24 protein-coding genes are annotated in these 20,077 nt (G+C 34.4%); 1 reads left to right on the top strand and 23 read right to left on the bottom strand.

The genetic code is table 11. The features are described from left to right. Positions 1-4 precede the first annotated feature (4 nt). Entirely contained in the window at positions 5-385 is a 381-nt protein-coding gene (locus tag ACQKNZ_RS04805) for a flagellar protein FlaG (RefSeq protein WP_340862776.1), read from the bottom strand. Between the two features lie 132 nt (positions 386-517). On the opposite strand from ACQKNZ_RS04805, the gene ACQKNZ_RS04800 reads away from it, so the two are divergent. Beyond that, complete coding sequence (locus ACQKNZ_RS04800) at positions 518-1,336, top strand: flagellin (protein WP_427658917.1); 819 nt, start codon at positions 518-520, stop codon at positions 1,334-1,336. Positions 1,337-1,387: 51 nt separating this feature from the next. On the opposite strand, the gene ACQKNZ_RS04795 is transcribed toward ACQKNZ_RS04800, so the two are convergent. The 22 genes from ACQKNZ_RS04795 to ACQKNZ_RS04690 all read right to left on the bottom strand — a co-directional run bounded on the left by ACQKNZ_RS04795 (position 1,388) and on the right by ACQKNZ_RS04690 (position 20,034). Continuing rightward, positions 1,388-2,476, bottom strand: a complete 1,089-nt coding sequence (locus ACQKNZ_RS04795; RefSeq protein ID WP_427658393.1) for a DUF2920 family protein — start codon at positions 2,474-2,476, stop codon at positions 1,388-1,390. Between the two features lie 214 nt (positions 2,477-2,690). Next, positions 2,691-3,215 carry a GNAT family protein gene (locus tag ACQKNZ_RS04790; protein WP_340862774.1) on the bottom strand — a complete coding sequence of 175 codons (525 nt, stop codon included), beginning with the start codon at positions 3,213-3,215 and terminating at the stop codon, positions 2,691-2,693. Continuing rightward, the gene (locus ACQKNZ_RS04785; RefSeq protein ID WP_427658391.1) at positions 3,212-4,288 is read right to left on the bottom strand and encodes an N-acetylneuraminate synthase family protein; all 1,077 of its coding nucleotides are present in this window, start codon (positions 4,286-4,288) and stop codon (positions 3,212-3,214) included. Before ACQKNZ_RS04785 ends, ACQKNZ_RS04790 begins: the two co-directional genes overlap by 4 nt. Further along, complete coding sequence (locus tag ACQKNZ_RS04780) at positions 4,275-5,162, bottom strand: SDR family oxidoreductase (protein ID WP_340862772.1); 888 nt, start codon at positions 5,160-5,162, stop codon at positions 4,275-4,277. The genes ACQKNZ_RS04785 and ACQKNZ_RS04780 overlap by 14 nt, the downstream gene beginning before the upstream one ends. 5 nt (positions 5,163-5,167) lie before the next feature. Then, positions 5,168-5,899, bottom strand: a complete 732-nt coding sequence (locus ACQKNZ_RS04775; RefSeq protein ID WP_340862771.1) for a glycosyltransferase family protein — start codon at positions 5,897-5,899, stop codon at positions 5,168-5,170. Between the two features lie 62 nt (positions 5,900-5,961). Beyond that, the gene (gene pseB, locus ACQKNZ_RS04770) at positions 5,962-6,939 is read right to left on the bottom strand and encodes a UDP-N-acetylglucosamine 4,6-dehydratase (inverting) (RefSeq protein WP_340862770.1); all 978 of its coding nucleotides are present in this window, start codon (positions 6,937-6,939) and stop codon (positions 5,962-5,964) included. Positions 6,940-6,953: 14 nt separating this feature from the next. Then, positions 6,954-8,210: a motility associated factor glycosyltransferase family protein gene (locus ACQKNZ_RS04765; RefSeq protein ID WP_427658388.1), complete on the bottom strand. Its 1,257-nt coding sequence runs from the start codon at positions 8,208-8,210 to the stop codon at positions 6,954-6,956. 2 nt (positions 8,211-8,212) lie between these two features. Beyond that, entirely contained in the window at positions 8,213-8,557 is a 345-nt protein-coding gene (locus ACQKNZ_RS04760) for a hypothetical protein (RefSeq protein WP_427658386.1), read from the bottom strand. 14 nt (positions 8,558-8,571) lie between these two features. Continuing rightward, positions 8,572-10,257, bottom strand: a complete 1,686-nt coding sequence (locus ACQKNZ_RS04755) for a motility associated factor glycosyltransferase family protein (protein ID WP_427658384.1) — start codon at positions 10,255-10,257, stop codon at positions 8,572-8,574. A gap of 92 nt (positions 10,258-10,349) precedes the next feature. Beyond that, positions 10,350-11,162, bottom strand: coding sequence for a flagellin (locus tag ACQKNZ_RS04750; RefSeq protein WP_340862766.1), 813 nt, complete (start codon positions 11,160-11,162; stop codon positions 10,350-10,352). A gap of 136 nt (positions 11,163-11,298) precedes the next feature. Further along, the gene (csrA, locus tag ACQKNZ_RS04745; protein ID WP_151110906.1) at positions 11,299-11,523 is read right to left on the bottom strand and encodes a carbon storage regulator CsrA; all 225 of its coding nucleotides are present in this window, start codon (positions 11,521-11,523) and stop codon (positions 11,299-11,301) included. Then, positions 11,523-11,957, bottom strand: a complete 435-nt coding sequence (gene fliW, locus ACQKNZ_RS04740; RefSeq protein WP_154311302.1) for a flagellar assembly protein FliW — start codon at positions 11,955-11,957, stop codon at positions 11,523-11,525. The genes csrA and fliW overlap by 1 nt, the downstream gene beginning before the upstream one ends. 13 nt (positions 11,958-11,970) lie before the next feature. Continuing rightward, on the bottom strand, positions 11,971-12,525 hold the full coding sequence (locus tag ACQKNZ_RS04735) for a DUF6470 family protein (RefSeq protein ID WP_340862765.1): 555 nt from the start codon (positions 12,523-12,525) through the stop codon (positions 11,971-11,973). Positions 12,526-12,576: 51 nt separating this feature from the next. Beyond that, positions 12,577-13,521: a flagellar hook-associated protein FlgL gene (flgL, locus tag ACQKNZ_RS04730; protein ID WP_427658381.1), complete on the bottom strand. Its 945-nt coding sequence runs from the start codon at positions 13,519-13,521 to the stop codon at positions 12,577-12,579. 15 nt (positions 13,522-13,536) lie between these two features. Beyond that, positions 13,537-15,063 carry a flagellar hook-associated protein FlgK gene (gene flgK, locus ACQKNZ_RS04725; protein ID WP_427658379.1) on the bottom strand — a complete coding sequence of 509 codons (1,527 nt, stop codon included), beginning with the start codon at positions 15,061-15,063 and terminating at the stop codon, positions 13,537-13,539. A gap of 12 nt (positions 15,064-15,075) precedes the next feature. After that, positions 15,076-15,570, bottom strand: coding sequence for a flagellar protein FlgN (locus tag ACQKNZ_RS04720; protein ID WP_191696510.1), 495 nt, complete (start codon positions 15,568-15,570; stop codon positions 15,076-15,078). A 13-nt stretch (positions 15,571-15,583) separates the two neighbouring features. Further along, a complete protein-coding gene (flgM, locus tag ACQKNZ_RS04715) occupies positions 15,584-15,847 on the bottom strand; it encodes a flagellar biosynthesis anti-sigma factor FlgM (RefSeq protein WP_427658377.1) in 264 nt (87 codons plus the stop codon). A 238-nt stretch (positions 15,848-16,085) separates the two neighbouring features. After that, positions 16,086-16,493 (bottom strand): TIGR03826 family flagellar region protein, encoded by a 408-nt coding sequence (locus ACQKNZ_RS04710; protein WP_144537565.1) that lies wholly within the window; start codon positions 16,491-16,493, stop codon positions 16,086-16,088. Between the two features lie 46 nt (positions 16,494-16,539). Then, complete coding sequence (locus ACQKNZ_RS04705) at positions 16,540-17,154, bottom strand: ComF family protein (RefSeq protein WP_144537563.1); 615 nt, start codon at positions 17,152-17,154, stop codon at positions 16,540-16,542. Positions 17,155-17,159: 5 nt separating this feature from the next. After that, positions 17,160-18,221 (bottom strand): DEAD/DEAH box helicase, encoded by a 1,062-nt coding sequence (locus ACQKNZ_RS04700; RefSeq protein WP_427658375.1) that lies wholly within the window; start codon positions 18,219-18,221, stop codon positions 17,160-17,162. Between the two features lie 272 nt (positions 18,222-18,493). Continuing rightward, a complete protein-coding gene (locus tag ACQKNZ_RS04695; RefSeq protein WP_144537559.1) occupies positions 18,494-19,345 on the bottom strand; it encodes a DegV family protein in 852 nt (283 codons plus the stop codon). A gap of 107 nt (positions 19,346-19,452) precedes the next feature. Continuing rightward, positions 19,453-20,034 carry a nuclear transport factor 2 family protein gene (locus ACQKNZ_RS04690; RefSeq protein ID WP_427658374.1) on the bottom strand — a complete coding sequence of 194 codons (582 nt, stop codon included), beginning with the start codon at positions 20,032-20,034 and terminating at the stop codon, positions 19,453-19,455. Between the last annotated feature and the right edge of the window lie 43 nt (positions 20,035-20,077).

Here is a 20,077-nt window from a genome sequence, read left to right as displayed (position 1 = left end):
CCCCCTAAATTTTTTCGTCAATTATCATGCCTAAAAATTTTTGCATCGTGTAAAATGCATCCAATAGCTTTCGAGGTGGAACTTCTCTTATTACCTCTTCCGTCTCTGCGTCTATAACTTCTACATAGTAGCGATCTAAACCATCATGCATAACAAATTTTGAGTTTCTGTTTTGGATAGTCATAAACTCATTTAATGCATCTATTGCCTTTTGTACTTTTTCTTTTGGAATTAATTCCTTTTCATTTGCTTTTTGTTCAGCTTGCATAATTTGTCTTAGAGAATTTTCTGTTACATTTGATTTTGTTATATCTCCCACTACTTCTTTTTTTAGCTGAGATGTAATTGCAACATCTTTTGACTGTGCCTGTGCTGATAGACGCATACTAGGCTCTCCCCCTATGCTAACAATGTTCTTATATTCATTATCGGCAATTTAATATTAATTTTCAGTTGTTAGCAAAATTTCCATTTAAACTGACGATAATAATAGAGTAGTAAAATAATTCACATGGAGGTGAATGAATTGAAAATACAAAACCAGGCAGGGATAGCCTTCTCTATCAATCGTTATCAGAAAAATGACAATGCAATAACTAGAACACTAGAAAAACTTTCAGGTGGCGACAAATTGACTCGTGCTGCAGATAATGCTTCAGGTTTGTCCATCTCGGAAACAATGCGTGGGCAAATTCGTGGACTTGCAAGGGCTCAGCTTAATATGCAGGATGGGCTTTCTGTACTTGAGACAACGGATGCGGGTCTTCAACATGTTAGCGGTGTCTTACAGCGGATAAGGGAATTAGCAGTACAAACATCTACTGATACTGTTTCAGATGAAGACAGAGGAGCAGCCCAAAAGGAATTAGACCAGCTTCTCCAATCAATTGATGATACTGCCGACAAAATGGAGTTTAACACTCAAAGTATTCTCGGTGACGTCCGACCATTGTACATACACGTGGGTGCTAACACTGGACAGGCACTTCGTATTGATACAGTAAATGTGAGTACGGCTTCTTTAGGTATAGCAATCGCTGAGCTTTCTACACGCGAAAAAGCAGAGGATTTAATAACAAACGTGGATAAAGCCCAAGGTATTATTTCTAGTCACCTTGCAAATACTGGAGCAGACTACGAAGCACTAACTCACCATAAGGATAACGTGTCGAATACCGAGGCAAGTCTTCAAAAGTCAGAATCTCTTATTCGAGATCCAGATTTGGCTTATGAAATGATGGAATTTGTTAAACAAGGAATACGCCAAAAGGGCGATGAAATGCTAATTAAGCATACGAATCAGAATATTAATGATGTACTGAGATTATTTAGTTAAAAAAAAGACTAGGAAACCATTTTAAGGTTTCTAGTCTTTTTTTATGAATTCCTACAATAACCTTCTATTAAAAATCGGAAGTCCCCGAGAGTAGTCAACCTGAATCATTGTATTTGATAATGTAATTTCATATTTAGTTGATAGGTCTATATCATTAAGATGTACTCCTAATTCTTTAACTCCACAGTCAAACATTGTCAAAAAATCAGCATCTAATCCATGTTTATTAGATTTAAATATTTGCCCATCTACTCTTTTTTCATCAACTAAAATAAACTTTGTCCCAGGTATACTTTTGATTAGTTTTTCTTTTTCCAAATGGTTAATTAAATTATCATTATTTCCTTGAAATGAAATAATTTTTGCCACGTTATTAAAGTCATTATACACAGTGAATAAATTAAGTGATTGTTTATCTTCTATAATTTCTTTTGCAAAGTAATCAAATTCAATTTGTAATATCATTTCCCCATACTTCTGAAATAAATAGCGATTAGCAGTTAAATAAACTGGTTCAATCCATGCAGAGTTATCTATAATATGAGAAAAAAGATGAGGTGCTAAACGGTTACTTAAATGAATTAGATAAGCACCATGAGAATGACCATATCCTATTATTTTTTTTTCGTTAAATATAAAATTATTGTCTTTTAATATAATTCGTATCGCTTCAATTGAGGTAATAATATCAATTGCTTGCATATAGCCCATATCATTAAAGTAATCATTTGTTTCTTTTATATCTGCTTTTACAGAGAGATTTATTGTTTTATTTGATAATATATCTAATAGTTTAGATGTATTATTCTTTATAGAATCTCTTTCCTCAGGAGTTAGGGAAATCATTACCTGTTCCAAATCACTTTTTAAATTAAAGGATGAAGCACTTTGCATAAAGTCACTGCCAAAATACTCACATTGTACTGTAACTAAATTATGTTTTTCTGCAAATGTTTCTCTCATCTTCTTATACACACTTGAATCAATATTTCCCCCATAGCCTGGAGCTAGTATTACAATGCCAGTAGTCTCATTTGTTCCTTTTTCAGGAAGCGAAAAGTCAATTCTCAACTCTCTATTTGAGTACCCAGTATATATGTTATGATGTGCTGGGATTTTGATGCTTTGATTTTCAGGCAATTACTCTCAACACCTAACTTTAACTGAATTATAATATTCTAAGGAGATAATAAGTACTTCTTTTTTTCATTTATTTTCGACCTTTAAACACTAATTATCTATATTATCTTTTAACAAAATCAATTCAAAAAAAAAACAATAATAAAAGATTAACAACTTCCATTAAATTTACAAATCTATTTTCAAACGATTAAAAATGAGTATAGATTTTAACTCAATTATTTTTATTTATTTTCCCAAAATATAATGAATCTACCCAACGTCCTGTTGTCCAATGAGTCTCTTTTAAGTGACCTTCCTGTTCAAATTGCAATTTATTAAAAAACTTTATTTTCTTTTCATCAATTGAGTAGATTTCAGCCCAGAGTCTATGAAGATTTAATTCTTCAAATGCATACTTTTCCATTGAAAGAGCAGCATCTATTGATAATATATCATCAATATATAAATCATTTTTTCCTATATATATTGAGAAATCTGCGCTTCTGTTCACCCAATCAATATAGCAAAGACCACAAGCGCCAATCAACTCTTGTGTGCTTAGTTCGATAATTGCAAACATTCTAGTATTAGAATCAAGTATTACATAATTATCGAACCAAGATTGTTGATTTTCCATATTTAGTTCTTTATGTTCTCTAAAAAACATACGAAATTCAGGTTTATTCCTCCATTCTAAGAGAATGGGCAAATCTGTTCTTTCAATTGCTCTAAGTCCAGTAAACTTACCCTTTATCATTGTAAATCTCCTTTAATTAAAGGCTCTCCTACCTTCTTTTCATATTTCATTTCCATTCCAACAAGTTCTTCTGCCTCATAAGGAAGGTATCCATTCTTAAGTGCTGGTCTTAAAAACTCAAAATCTTTTATAGTAAGGAAATGTCCTTTAGTCACATTCTCTTTTAAATAGATTCCTCTTTGTTGAACAATAACTGTTTCCTTTTCGTTTTCTTCTATTACTTTAACCCCGTCACCAAGGGCATTTTCTAATTCTCTTGTCCTATTCACCATTTCACACCAACTAGATGGGTTCATAGAAAATGGATGATCTGGTCCAATACGGTTATTATCATCTGTGAAATGCTTCTCTATTACTCTTGCCCCCAGTGCTATGGCTCCTAAAACAGTAGAGTGGCCTGGTGTATGATCAGACAAACCCAAAATCATATTTGGATACATTAAAGAATAAGTTTTTAATACATTTAGATTAATATATTTAAAATTTTCTAAACTTCCCGTATAATTTGTATTGCACTGCATTAGTACAATCTTAGGATTAATATTCGTTATTGCATTGACCGCACGCTTTACATCAGAAAAATCTGATGCCCCAGTTGCTAATAAAGTCGGCTTACCTTTTTGTGCTATATATTTAATAAATTCAATCCATGAAATATCACCAGAACCAATTTTAAATGCAGACAAATGATTATTTATTTCATCAACAGCATCAATATCATATGGTGTTGTGAGAAATTCAATTTTTGCTTTTTGGGCTTCTTTAACTAATTCTAGATTCCAATCTCTGTTTAGCTCATATTTTTTAAAAACATCGTATACACTTTTCTCCCATTTCGATTGATGACTACTTTGTCTTCCAAGACTCTTAAATCCTTGATCACTTACTATTTTATCAGCATGAAAATGCTGAAATTTTACTGCATCTGCCCCAGCTTCCTTCGACAACCAAATCAATTCTTTAGCACGAGCTAAATCTCCATCATGATTCGAAGCAACATCTGCAATAAAATAAGTTGGATCATTTATAGAGATTTTTTGACTACCTATATTAATCTCACTATGATAATTCATGAAATTCACCTTCTTTAAATTTTTCGTATAATCGGTTGATAACCTCTTTACTTGAAGGAACCTGTTGTTTATGAAGAACTTTTTGTAATTTAGAAATGTCTAAACCTAATGAATTTGCTCTTTTAATTTCTTGAAAATCGTTTAATTTCCCTCTAACTACATTTCCTTCTTTTCCAAATTTCTTTGCAAGCTCATAAATAAAATCATACTTACTATATACATCTTTAGCACCTATATTAATGATACCTTTATATTTTTGCTCAATTAGTTCTATTAAAATATTTGAAAAACTATAAATATCAATACTTGATGTGTAAAAATCTTCAAAACCTACAATAGTTTGTTCTTGTACTAATGACTTAATAACCCATTCAATAAAAGTTGGTTCATCCTTTTTATTTCTAAATCCTACTATGTTTGTTCTTACGACAAGAGAATTGTTATTTGTTAATGCAAAGACTTCGCCTGCATACTTTGTTCGAGCATACTCATTCAATAAAACAACAGTATCATTTTCAGAGTGTTGTAGATTCTTATCATTTTCATAGTAATGATCAGTAGAAATTTGAATAAAATAACAGTTAATTTCACTACAAGCTCTTGCAATAATGGATGGTAACCTAGCATTTAACATATATGCATTATTAACGTTTTTTTCACATTCTTTTAAATTTATCATTGCTGCACAATTCACTACGATATTTGGTTTTTCTTGGGTGATTAAATCTGTTACCTTTTTAGAATCTATTAATAAATCAACATTATTTGTACTGTTTGATCTTGATATGGTCAAGATCTCAAAATCCTTTTGCGAGAACTTTTTGTACAACTCTTGCCCAAGCATTCCTGTTGAACCGATTAATATAATTTTCATTATAATTACTCACCCAATTTTTTTTGCTCGATATGAGCATTAATTTTAGCAAGACTTGTATCTTTTTCTAACTCTTCAATAATATTATTTAAACCAAAATCTCCATTTTTAAGATACAATTTTTCCAATAAGATCGTTATCAACTCTAAATCTTCTTTTGTATCTACTGTAAGGCGAAAATTGCTTTTATCATCTTCATATATCACTTGCCCAATTGAAAAAAGCTCCTTATTCAAATAAAAATAAGGGGTAACATGTTCTCTTTCATAGTCTTTGCTACCATTATTAAAAGCTAATTCTAAATCTTCAAGAGAAAATACTTCTGTATCCATTCCTCTAGGGAAACTTCTCACTTGTGTATTTGAAACATAATCATAATTATGATTAAGATAATAATTAATTACTTGATCTATTATTTCAGGATCTATAAGTGGACAATCTGATGTAAGTCTTACTACTATGTCCGCTTTATGTTCTATTGCTGCTTCGTAGTATCTTGAGAGAACATCCAATTCGGAACCGCGATAACATGATATGCTTAACTGCTCACATAATTCGACGATGGGTATATCGGTATCATTTAATGTTGTTGCTACAACAATCTCATCAATAAGTTTTGATAACTTCACACGTTCTAACTGATATGCTAGTAACGGCTTATTCATTACTTGCATTAAAACTTTTCCTGGTAAACGTGTGGAAGTCATTCTAGCTTGAATTATCGCTACTATTTTCATAAAACGTCACTCTTCGCTTTCTTTCAAAAAATTATCTGATATGTAAATGCTTAAAACGGTGCCTAAATCTCTTCCACCAATTCTTTTAATTGTTCAACAGATAACCATTCATTATTAATATCGCTTGCATATTTAAACCCTTCTGGAAGAAGCTTTCCTCCCGTAGCAAATTCTTTGGACCACCAAGAAAATTCAGGTTGTATGATAAAATAATCATCAAACTCAACTGTATGACGAGCGTCATCTTCGGTAATCATAGCTTCATGTAATTTTTCCCCTGCACGAATCCCTACAATTTTAGTTTCACATTCAGGCGCTATTGCAATTGCTAAATCTGTAACTTTCATACTTGGAATTTTAGGAATAAAAATCTCTCCACCATGCATTCGCTCTAAATTATCTAAAACAAACTGAACTCCTTGATCAAGAGTAATCCAAAATCGTGTCATACGCTCATCAGTAATAGGCAAGGTACCTGTCTCCTTTAACTTTTTGAAGAATGGTACTACACTTCCTCGACTACCAACGACATTTCCGTATCTAACAACAGAAAAACGAGTTTTCTTTTCACCAACGTAAGAATTTCCCGCAACAAATAATTTGTCCGATGCTAGTTTAGTTGCTCCGTAAAGATTCACTGGGCTACATGCTTTATCTGTACTAAGAGCTATGACTTTCTCTACACCACGGTCTATAGCAGCTTCTATAATATTTTGCGCACCATGAATATTTGTCTTTACAGCTTCAAAGGGATTGTATTCACATGCTTCAACATGCTTCATTGCTGCTGCATGAATGACAATATCTACTCCATCAAATGCACGATAAAGTCTATCTTTATCTCTAACATCACCTATAAAGAACCTAATTCTATTATCATGAAATTCCTGTGCCATCTCATATTGTTTTAACTCATCTCTACTGAAAACAATAACCTTTTTTATATCAAATTCTAGTAATTTACGTATAATTTTTTTCCCGAATGATCCAGTTCCACCCGTTACTAATATCGTTTTTTTAGATAATGTCTTATTTTGCATTGATTTCACCTTTTTTAGTTTTTCAACTTATTTTCTAATACTTGTTTAAACTGACAATCTGAAAGAGATTGGAGATATTCTACAAAAATATCTTGTTTTATCATTGGAACATTCTCAATTTTAGCTCCATCTTTTGCCGTGTTAAAAATTTTCATTTTTGACTTTCTTGCCTTTCTTTCTATCCAACGATGATAGGTACTTAAATTAGGAGTTGTATTAATCATTTCCCCGTTGTTAGAAAGTATTTTTCTAAAGTTAAAACTTTCAGCTATTTCAATCCCAGAAGTGGATGTATTAGAATGTGTTCTCTTACCTTTAAACCCCAAATCTTGACCAAATAAAAAAAGTTTTTTAAAGCCTAAATATTCAATAAGCGAAATTGCAGTGGTTGCAACAGACCCACCAGTCTCCATTAGTGGACTTTCGTTTTTTAATACATATTGCTCTGCCAGAAAATATCCCTGCTGAAATAACAATATTTTAGGACCATCATGTTTCTTTGACATTTCATTATTAGCTGTTGATAAATAAAACAAAAGGCCTTTATATCGACTATCTTCTATTTGTTTTACAACATTTATTGACGGATCCGTGATGATAATTGCATCAGGAACAACATCATGCATTAATAATGTTTTCAATGAAGAACCTACACTTAAAATGAAAGTTTTGTTTTTTGCTTTTTGAAGCCATTTCACAGTCTCATTTAAAGATGGGCCACCTGATACCAGACAGGCACTTTTATTTTCAAAAGTATTTTTTAATCCATTAACATACAAGTTTCTATTTTGAATATTACTTAAAAAGTTACTTTTTAAAAGTTGCGCTGTAGAGTTATAACTCATTTGTCTAATTTTAATATCCTCTAAAATTGTAAAATATGGATGGTTTTCAGAAATTGCTTTTAACCAGACATTCGGTAAAATCACTTGATAGTCTAAATAGTCTTGAATTTTATCTCCTGCTTTAATAAGCTTAACATTTTTCTGACAGATTATTTGCTTGTCTCTGGAATGTTTTTTAAAAATATTCATTTCTTCTATGTCTAACAATAATAACAATATATTTTTATTGGGAGCTAGATTTAATAAACTTTCTAAATGATAACCTAATCCTAAACCAACCAATAAATACCCTTTTGCGTCAAAGTCTACTTCATTCTCAATAAACTTTTCGGCATCTTTGGAAGGATTATATTTGCTATAAATATATTTTCCATTAAAGAGTAAGGTGTTTTCCCCATTTTTGGCAACCTCAACCTTAAATTCCATAATCAGTTTGTAAATCCTATTGCTGGACATTCGTCAAAAAAAGGTTTTATTTCGTATTCAAACATATCAGCAATAAGAATATAATCTTGAATTTCTAATCCACTATTTACTTCGTATAAAAACTCATGAATTTTTTTAGCATTTAATTCACTTTGTAAGTTACTCTTTAAAAAAAAGTCGTTAGCAGTTGTTAACCATATAACTCCTTCACTAAAATTAGTAATTAAATTCATGGCATCCATAATATGATCTTTTCTAAGTAAGTCCGAAATTTCTTGGCAACCTATAGGCAATCTTACTAAATAATTATTGTAACTCTCTACTGTATCTTTTAATAAATCGCTCATTAATTTCATCCTCTTCAACTCTCTATTTTTTTTACTAAGTTCTCTGTATATTTTTTTGATATTATTGCAGCTTCTAGTAATCTAGAATAAAGTTCTTTATTTTGGTTATAAATTCGATTGAAGGTTTCAATTGTTGTTTCACCTTCTTTTTCTTGAAATTTTTTTAAAATATCTATTGTAATAGGATTTATTATTGTGCTCATAGACACTTTAGAGAACAACCTTCCTATTTCCTCATCCACATTTTTCAATTTCCTTAAACTATTATTTGAAAAAGCTACATTGTTTTTATTATTATTCAATTCCCGTAAACCTATATTTAAATAACTAATAATTTTATTATAATTTGTCATTTCCTCTTTAATTTTTTCTGTAAATCCATTATAATCATTAATTTCATTAGGAAATAAAATATCCTTTTGAATTTTGTTCCCTACGTATTTTCTGCAGAAATTATTAAAGGTATCATGTTTAAATCCTTCTATAAACACACCACCTTCTGTACAATTATAGATAGAATTTTCATGTTTTACTATACTCACAAGTCTTTCAAAAGTGTCTTTCATTGACAAAAATGCATAATCAGTAAGGACATCTTCGTTATTATAACCCTTAACGTAAAACATCCCTCTTTCTTCTCTATATTGATCATCAATTATCTTATAGTGTTTATTATGCTCTGCATGTGTTTTATTGGAAGTATATGCTAGGTCTTGACCTATCAATGCTATAGGTCCATTTGAGATGTAACTTGCTATGGAAAATGCATAGTTTGCTACAGAGCCTCCACCAAATATGATTGGAACTTCCCTATTTAAAGTATACTCAATATTATCCTTTGAGTTCACAAATTCATTTGAAACGAAAAAGAAACACTTAGAATGAAATGAGTCTCTAATTTTATAATGATTTGTCATACTATATATAAGGTGTGGCTTTTTTAACTTTAATTCTTGAAAATGATTGTAATTCTCTATTCCACCATCAACTGAAATTACAAAATCAGGTTCAATTCCATGTGAAAGCAGAGTATTTACAGTTGAACCCGCTGCAATTAACAAGACATTTTCCAATTTTTCTTTTAACATAGGAATTTGTTTTGTTAATGATGGTCCACCTGATGCTATGATAACGGGACAGTTAAATTTTTTATTTAATATTTTCACTGAGTAATCCTTCTGAGCCAAGAAGAGATTATTAATATAATTTTTCTGCCAAGTGTCAGCAAAAAAACGAACTGTATTTTCATTTATGATATTTAAATTTAATTTATTTTTGACTAATTTTAATAGTTCTTTGTACTCTTTTGGGAATAACTTATCGTAATTTGGTGAAGAAAAAATAGTGACATTTCTATTATAATTATCCAGGCTTGCTCCCAAATAAGTTCCAAAGTTTTCGTTTGTAAGTTGCTTTATAATAGTTGCTTTATTTGTATTTTTACTATATTTATATAATTCATCTACTAACGGATCCACTACCAATAATGTACTTTTAGCGTCCATTTTCGAAAGTAAAGCTTCTGTTATATACCCCAGACCATTACCAAACAGTATATGGATATGATTTTTTTTTAAATGATTAATGGCTAATTGTTCGGCTTCTTTAACTGGATTATATTTACTATGCAAAAAATATCCGTTTATTCTCAAAGTAAATCCATTTGTTTTAGTTTTAATATTTTCTATTTCAAGATTCACAAATTCCACCTCTTGTTCTATATCGGCGAGAATAAATAAATATCAATAAAAAAAACCGAATTCCAAAAAGGAATTCGGTTTTTCATTTACGATTATTGTAATAATTGAAGTACACCTTGTGGTTGTTGGTTAGCTTGAGCAAGCATAGATTGAGCTGCTTGAGTCAAGATATTATTTTTAGTGAAGTTCATCATTTCTTTAGCCATATCTACGTCACGGATACGAGATTCAGCTGCAGTTAAGTTCTCTGATGAAGTTCCAAGGTTGTTGATTGTGTGTTCTAGACGGTTTTGGTTAGCACCAAGTTTTGCACGCTCAGCAGAAACATCATCAATAGCTTTTTGAATAGTAGTGATAGCAGCATCCGCAGTTGCTTGTGAAGAGATAGTAATAGCATCTACACCTAAAGCAGTTGCTCTCATATCAGAAATAGCTAATGTAATACTTTGTCCTTCGTTAGCTCCAATATGGAAGTTAAGTGCAGAAGCAGAACCATTTAATAATTTCTTTGTATTGAATTCTGTATCGCTAGCAATACGTCCAATTTCAGTGATTAATTCTTTAACTTCTTTTTGTAATTCTCCACGGTCAGAAGTTGTATTAGTATCATTTGAAGATTGAACTGCTAATTCACGCATACGTTGTAGAATTGAATGCGTTTCGTTAAGAGCACCCTCAGCAGTTTGGATTAGAGAGATTGAATCTTGAGAGTTTTTAGTAGCCATATCTAAACCGCGGATTTGTCCACGCATTTTTTCAGAGATTGCAAGACCAGCAGCGTCGTCTCCAGCGCGGTTGATTTTGAAACCTGAAGAAAGTTTTTCTAAGTTTTTAGCAGATGAACCTTGGTTAGCTGTTAAGTTTCTGTGTGTGTTTAAAGCTGAAATGTTGTGTTGAATTCTCATTGTGAGATTCCTCCTTGAATTTTGGTTTAATTAGTTCCACGTCCTTGTGGAATTTGTTTGGCAGTATAAGGTCGGCCGCCCCATTTCTGCCTTACACTAGTATTATCGTACAAGTTAAAGATAGTTTAATAGTTTATTAAATATTTTTTTTTGAAATTTGTTCAATTAATGATTTAGAGATATTTAATGCCTCTTTGTTTTGCTGTTGAATGCTTTCATACACTTCAGAACGGTATACTTTTACATTTTGGGGAGCTACAATTCCTAGCTTCACCTGATCTCCGTCTACGCTCAATATTTTTAATTCTATCTTATCACCAATCATTATAGATTCATCTTTCTTTCTTGAAAGAACAAGCATTAAATAGCACTCCCTTCAATAGGAAACCTAATCGGATAAGTGGTTGCATCTTGTAATACTAATTGTTTTGCAAGTCGCTTTTTGTAATTAATCAACAAGGGTGCTTGTAAATTTAAAGTGGAACTATGGAATGGATCTCTTAATGTAACAATGGAGTAGGTGATTAAATCTTCACTTTTTTCTATTTGCAAGTCCTCTTTATCGTCCTCTGAAACATCAAATGTATAATCATTTTTAAATGCAAAAGGGAAAGCAATAACAAACCCAATTTCTTGTTCTTTAATTGATTGAAGTACTGCGAAAGGTGAATCTTTTTCTAAGGGTAAAATTACAAATTCCTTTATTTCTTCAAATCCTGGTATTCCATCTGGAAATTGAATAATATCTTTTTCATCTATTGCCATTGATCCTAAAAATTTTGTTTCAATGTTCATGTTTTTTACTCCTTTAGACTATGAAGTCGATTTCAATCGTTGGATTTTGCATCATAACCCCTGATACTTTACCTGGTGTATAGCCATAAACCGGTTTGTTAATTTGAGCATTTATTATAGGCTTTTGCGTTTGAACATTTATATCCAGCTTAGCTGGCTCATAATCTAATTTTACAGAACCTACCGATGGAATAAAATCTATACCTAAAGCCTTTTTATGAGGAAATGTGTTTTGCTTCGCAATAGATGGTACTGCATTTTGGTTATGTGCGATATCCATCATTTGGTTTCCTTCCCTAACACGCCTGGCTATCCCTTGCATGGCTTTTTTCCGACCCTCTGCCGCAAAGTTAGAAGCAGATTCGAGGGGTCCTATTAATCCTATATCTCTTCTTGCTTGAGAAGAATCAATCTTCATAATACCACGAGTTGTTTCTATATCTACAATAGCAGCAGGTTGTTCAATATGTTGAGTTGCCTTCGGTTGTTTAATTGTTTGCTTAGCATTAACGATATTAAGTCCTAGCTTTGCATCTGTGGTCCGTATTTGAAGCTTTGGAAAATTCATTTGTCTCACCTCGAAAGAAAGCGTTTGAACAGGTTGTCCAAACGCCTTGAATTATCTAATAAAATCTACTAATGTGGATTGAATGATTTTGGCACCTACTGAAAGTGCTGCTTGGTGAATAGATTCTTGGGTAATCATATCTGTAATAACACGTTCATAATCAATGTCTTCGTTATCAGAAAGCTGCTTTGTTACAACTACTTCTTGTGTTGCAAGACGATTAATCATCATATCTACTCGATTTTGTCGAGCACCAATATCTGCACGGTTTTCAAGCACTTTATTTTGCACAGTACTTATTGTACTTAAATGACTTCCTATTTGTGCTCCGCTAGTACCCGCAGTAGATAAATCTTTTTGTATATTTGTGAGCATATCGTCTATTTGAGCAAACATTTCAAGTGTATCAGTGTTTACATTTAGATTAACACCATCATATACTTCAATTTCAACAGAATTAGTAAACCCACTTGCAGGAGGAGTATCTTCTATTGAACCTTCTATTCCTCGTGCTGGGTTTATAATTACTCCCGCAAAAATATCATTTGTACCATCTGTTGAAAAAACCGGACTCAAAGTATTTGTACCACTAAATAAATACTTTTCTCCAACCTTTGTATTCGCTAAATCTCGAATCTGCAATTTAATTTGATCTATTTCTTTCTTCATTTTTTCTCGATCTTCATCTGTATTTGTATCGTTCGGGGCATTTGTAACAAGCTCTTGAACACGACGAAGAGCGATGCCTACATGATCAAGGGTATCATCAGAAGTATCTAACCAATTTTCTACTTCCCCCATATTCCGTTTATATTGCTCAACCTTGTTTAAGTTTGTTCGATAGCCAATTCCTTTTACAGCCACAACTGGGTCATCTGAAGGTCGAGTGATTTTGGAACCTGAGTTAATTTGGTTTTGCAGCTTCCCCATTTTTGAATAGCTATTAGAGAGATTACGAAGCATATTACTAGAAAGCATTGATTGTGTTACACGCATTTAAATATCCCCTTTCTACAAGCCTACTCGACCCATGCCGTTTATTATTTTGTCTAGAGTCTCATCAATTACCGTAATCATACGGGCATTCGCATTGTACGCTTGTTGGAATGTAATCATATTGGTCATTTCTTCATCAAGAGATACGGAGCTTACAGAAGCGCGATTATTTGCAACCGTTAGAAGTATTGTTCCAGCATTCGTTGTTAATCGATTCGCTTGCTCTCCATCAACTCCAAGTTTACCAATAACTCCTTGATAAAAAGATTGTACTGTTGCTCCACTTAAATCAGGTAATTTATTAAATTTCATGTTCGCTAATTTAATTGCATTTTTTCCGTTTCCTACTTCCCCAGCAGCGTCAGAAACAGCAATTAAATTTGGATTTTTTATAATATCTTCTAGAACTTTAATTCCAGCAGCTCCTACTCCAGTAAAGAACTCCTGATTATTAGTACTAGCAGTCGCCCCTTCTGCAAGAGTGAATCCTTGTTTATGGATATCATTAAACTCTTTCACAAATGCATTGGCCATAGCATCTAATTTTGCTAATGTTTCTGTGAAATAACCGGTGGCAGGATCTCCGTGACCAAATGAGTCAATTAGTGAAACTAACTTTCCTTTTGAAGGATCTAATTGATCATAGGTAATTGTTTCGCCACCTAAACCTGTAATTTTAATTTCCTTAAATCCTGCTGAGAGGTCTGTACCATCCAATTTATTATTAGAAGTATCTAAAGTTTCAAGCTGTGCAAATTCTTTCCCGTTAACTAGTTCTACTTTAGTACCATCTTTTAACTTCATAGTAACAGTCAAGCTTCCCTCTGCAATCGCTAAAGCGTTACCACCTGATGGTACACGTTCAGTTTCAATTGGCATGTACTGGGATAACTCATCGATTAGTGAATCTCTCGCATCATATAAATCATTGGGCATATAGCCATTAGGCTCAATTGCTTGAATTTGTTCATTAATAGAGGCTATTTGTTTTAATATAGAATTAATATCGTCAGTAGATACTTTTATTTCATTTCCTAGATTTGCTTGAATATCAGACAGTTGCTTATTTGTATAGTTAAATGAATCTGCTACATGTAATGCGCGGTTTATTACAACTTGCCGTGTTGCAGCATTTTCTGGACTTCCACTTAAGTCATGTAAAGAGCTCCAAAATTGATCAAGGGCTGCATTTAAACCATAATCTGAAGGCTCTGTTACAATATCCTCTATTTGGCTAATCGCATTAGAACGTGATTCCCAATAACCAAGTTTTGTGGTTTCTTGTCGATATTGTCTATCAATAAAATTATCTCTTATTCTTTGTACTGACTGTGCCTGTACACCCGTACCTATATGACCGGCAGTCTTTGGTGCATTTAAACCTGTCCCTGGATAACCTAAAGTAGCTTCCATGTTTACTCTTTGACGAGAGTACCCAAGAGTGTTGGCATTTGAAATATTATGTCCTGTTGTATATAGTGCTGACTGCTGTGTGAATAATCCTCTTTTACTTGCTTCTAATCCCATAAATGTGGAGCGCATGGGTTGGCCTCCTTAAGCTTGAGAATCGAAGTAGGATTTATCCTTTGAAGGACGCTTTACTTCGTTCTTTGAGTAGTTTATTTGGTCTGGCTTTGGTCGTAGCATATCTAACGTCATATTGACGAATTGTAATGATTGGAATGTTAGCTTTTGATTTAAGTCATTTTGGTTTTTCAATGTTTCCAATGTGAGAAGAAGCTGTTTACGTGCAGTACTTAGCTGCTCCTTTTCTTCCTCAGTGTTGGTGTTTTCTAAGACATGTGCAACAGTTGGGTTGTCGATCGGAGCAATTCCTTTTGCTCTAAGGTAATCCGTTACCTCTAATTGACGCTGTTGCTCTAGCTGAGAAATACCGGCTACGTGCGCCTGCTCGTCCTTGAGCAGTTGGTTAAGACTGTCCATGTCCCCAGTTTTGATGGCCTCTGTTTTTTTGTACGCAATTTCTAACAAACTTTTGTGAAGCATATTTAGGTTTGTTAGAGAGTGCAGAATCTTATCGATGGACATGCTCGGGTCTCCTTTAAATTTGGTAGTATTTCAAAATGTTTGTAGCTAGCTGCTTCGCATCCACTTTGTAAGTGCCTGCTTCGATGTCTGCTTTAATAGCAGCAACGCGCTCTGCCTGCTCTACCTCTATCGGAGATTTCGTCTGCATACTTTTTGCTGCTGATGAAATTTCTAACTGGTCTGCAGTTGTCTTCAAAGCATTTTGTGTTTTTTCTGTTTGCATTTGATTGCGTTTGTATGGATTGATCTGATTGACACCTAGATTTGTGATTTTCATGTACATACCCCTTTCTTTCTATTAGTATCTATTCTATATTTCGGTAAGTTTTAAAAAGTGTTTAGAGTTCTTTTGTAGGAAAAGATTGGTATAGGAAATGAGCCTTAGGGCATTACCATTTGACTAGACTTCTATGACTGAAGCAAGTAGGTAGAACTATCGACCGAAGCTTATTCCAGTTGACCTTAAAGGGCACTTAGTTTGAACCAGATAAAAAAACTCCCACACATGGTGAGAGTTACTTTTGATCCTTATAATAGACTGCCTCTTGATTATTTACCTTATCACGAAATTCTTTTGCGGCCTCAAACTGGCGTAGCCCAGATTTCAATTCATCGGAGCATTTTGCACAAAGCTTTCCTACTTGTGTTAATTTGCCACAGCTGTCACATGGATAGCCTAAGTTTGGAAATAGAGCTGGCTGTAATCTTCCCTTGCGAACCCATTTATGTAAGAGGTCCTCATCCACTCCTGTCACCTCTACGATTCTATCAACAGTAGCTGCGCGATTTTCTCGTTTTCTTAAAAATCGATAGACGATTTCGTATAGCTTTTCCTCATTCATCGCACAAGGATTACAAACTTCTCTTAACCCAGTATAGTTAAAAAACTCGCCACATGATGGACAATTCTTTAGTTCTCCCATGACCATACCTCCACTATTTCTGCTAGTTGTCTTTTATATCGGCAGATTACCCTTTTATTAAAGTAATTGCCTCCACACTCTTAGCACCAGCATCCTTCATCACTTTTGCAGCATGATGAATGGTAGCACCTGTTGTGTAAATATCATCAAATAAAATATAGTGTACTGGCTGGACATCTTTTATAGATTCAAATAAAATCCCGGCTTCCAGACGTTCCTTCTTTGACTTTTTTCCCTGCACACTACTAGTAGTTTTCACAAGAAGGTTTTGGAATGGAATCTCGGCTTTACTTAGAAGTTCCTCCACTTGGGAGAAGGTTCTTTCCTTTAATTTTTCCGGGTGCATAGGTATAGGGACAACCATTCCTTGCTTAATGCGAAGAAGTTCATTTATTTCACGAGCAAATACGCCAGCAAGTGCAATATCCTGTAGAAACTTGTATTGATGGAGATAGTTTTTCATCGCATCATTGTAAGCATAAAATGATGTAACTTGATCGACTGCTCCTTCGTAGGCGGTCCCAATAAAGTCAGAGAAATCAAATGAGTCTTCCGCTCTCTCAAATTTTTGGTGACATCGATCACAGCTAGCAATCTCGATTTCATAGAGGAATAGTCGCCTCCATGTCGCTGGGCGTGAAAATATACTCCCACAAATCAAACAGTTTATAGCTCATTCCACCTTTCAATTTCCTCCTTTGCCTCATCCATCGCATGACTTATTCCATGATGAAAGAAAACAATGTCTCCGTCTGGATGCTTGACGGAGCGTCCTACTCTCCCGCTAATTTGTATGAGAGCGTTAGCAGTAAAAATATCCTGCTCTGCTCCTACTACTGCAACGTGAACATTTTCTATAGTGATTCCTCTTTCTAAAATTGTAGTTGTTAATAAACCAGGCACTTTCTTTTCGCGAAGCTGCATGACTCTTTCCTTTCTATCTGGATGCTCAGCATAGACCCGAGGTAAGTCACCAGGGAATTGCTCTAGCATTTCAATAGTTGGGAGGAATACGAGAAATGGGATATTTTTTTGAATTTTTTCATCTACCCATTGCTGTAGTTTGCGCGGGACTTTACCTTTTTTTAATTGTCTAGCGTATCCCCAAAGGCTATCGAATTTAGGCACAGGCAATGGATAACCGTGATATCGCTTGGAGAGAATGGATTGGTTGACTGTTTGAAGGGAATCGGTGGGCGTGGCTGTTACATAGTGAATAGCGGCATTTGGTTTTGCAGCATTTACAACCGCTTGTCTAAGAGTCTCATCTGCATAATAAGGGAAGGCATCTGCTTCATCGACAAATACGACATCAAAAGCATCTTCGAATCGGTATAGCTGATGGGTAGTAGCCAGGATTAATGTGGCAAAGCCTTCCTGGTCTGTTGCTCCTCCGTAAAGTGCATGGATGATAGTTTTTGGGAACACCTTTTGAAAACGAGGGAACAGCTCTAAAATGACATCAGTTCTTGGTGCAGCGACGCATACTCTTTTGCCTGCTAGCAAAGAGGCAAAGATAGATGGAAAAAGTAGCTCTGTTTTGCCTGCTCCACAGACTGCATGTAAAAGGTGAGACTGATTATTTTGGACACTGTTTAAAAGCTCTTCACTTGCCCTTTGTTGAAGTGCAGTTAACTGACCGGACCAATCAAAAATGTCCTCGGTTGTTCCGATAGCTGGCTCCTTGACCCAAGTTATCAGTTCAGAGCAACTACTAACTCGTCCCATACGGATGCAATGACGACAGTAGGTACAGGTTTCATTACAATAGGCGCATTGGAAAGAGTAAAATAATGATGGATTTGTGTTGTGACATCGATTGCAGATGTGTTTCGTTGATTGAAATATTGTTTGAGGTTTAATCGTTTTGATTCCTGGTTTTAGATGAATGTGGCCGCTGAGGATATGGTCGTCTATGACCTCGCGCGGAAAAGGCGTGTGTGCGCGAAGCCATATGCGTCCAGTGAGAAATTGCTGTAATTGCTCGTTTACTTGTTTCATTATGATTCTACGTGGTACCAGCCTAGTCCCATGGAGCCTTCTCCAAGGTGCGTACCGATAACCGGACCAAAGTAGCTGATTGTAAATTCAACGTTTGGCATAATTGCTTCTAAAAGAATTTTCCATTCTATAGCCTCTTGCTCGTTGTTGGCATGAATAATAGTAGCCTTGATTTTATCGTATTTGCTTGCATCTTCCTCTAGCATATCTGCAATTCGTTTCATTGCCTTCTTGCGAGTGCGAACTTTTTCAAATGGAACGATGACTTTATTTTCAAAATGAAGGATTGGTTTCACTTGAAGCACAGATCCAATGACACGCTCGAAGCCGTTTAGACGGCCGCCACGGTGAAGATGATCTAGGTTGTCCACCATGAAGTATGCACGCATCGATTGTTTCATCTTGTTTAATTCTTGTAAAATTACTTCTGGAGTTTCACCGGCCTGCGCCATTTCTGCAGCACGGATTACATAGAAGCCTTGAACCATACAAGAAATCTCTGTATCGAATGTATACACATCAATACCTTCGACCATACCTCCTGCTTGCTCTGCTCCTGCCAATGTTCCACTAATTCCGCTAGAAAGATGGATAGAAATGATGGTGTCATAATCTTTCTCTAACTCTTCGAAGGTGTTAACGAAGTTTCCTAGAGAAGGCTGTGAGGTTTTTGGAAGTGCTTTTTCATTTCGGATTTTATCGTAAAATTCATAAGCGTTAATATCTATTTCTTCTCTATATGTGTCGTTACCAATTACGACACTAAGAGGAACCATTTTAATGTTTAAACTTGCTCGTTTATCTTCTGGAATATAAGCTGTACTATCAGTCACTATTACCGTTTTTGTCATGTAAGAAATCACTCTCCTAACTCTAGTTTACTGAATATGGATTGGAAAGGAAAGCATAAAAAGACCCCAAACATGATATTTGTCATATATGCTGGGGATATGGTGATTTATTCAGTTGTTTCGCCTATAAAATAGACACTTGTTACCACCCATTTGCCTTCTTCCTTCACAAAAACCGTCACCTGACGACCATTACGATCGAGTTTTGCTCCAGACCCTGGCTCGTGAAGTGCAATATGGATATTTGAATATACTTGAGCTTCTTTGTCATTATATTCAATAATAGTAACGTCCTCAGCTGTACGTACAGTATCGTAGTTTTCGAAGGTCTCCAATACTAGTTCTTTTTCGGATTCATAGTTGAAGCCCTCTGGCTTTTTGGAGATTACACTTAAATAGCGGTCTATATCTTCTTCGTTAAATGCTTCAATGTATTCGTTAAATGCATTTAATACTGCTGTTTTTTCTTCCTCGGATACATTAGCTGCCTCTTCAATGTCTCCACCAGAAGACATTTGGAAGCCTACGTCTGATTTATCCTCTGCTCCATGATCGATTGCTGACTCCGTTTGTGATGGGGTTGAATCGTTCACTGATCCCGAACTTGGATTTACCTCTTCTTTATCATTACAAGCAGCAAGTCCTAGTGTAATTGCTGCGAGAGTAAGTACTTGGATTATTAGTCTCATCTGTTTCCCTCCTGCTGTTGGTTATTTTGTCATAGTTATGACG

Origin of the sequence: Psychrobacillus sp. NPDC093200 (assembly GCF_050280345.1) — a bacterium.
Taxonomy (GTDB): Bacteria; Bacillota; Bacilli; order Bacillales_A; family Planococcaceae; genus Psychrobacillus; species Psychrobacillus faecigallinarum.
Note: the sequence above shows the minus strand (reverse complement) of the source record. Positions and strands in the feature narration are given on the sequence as shown.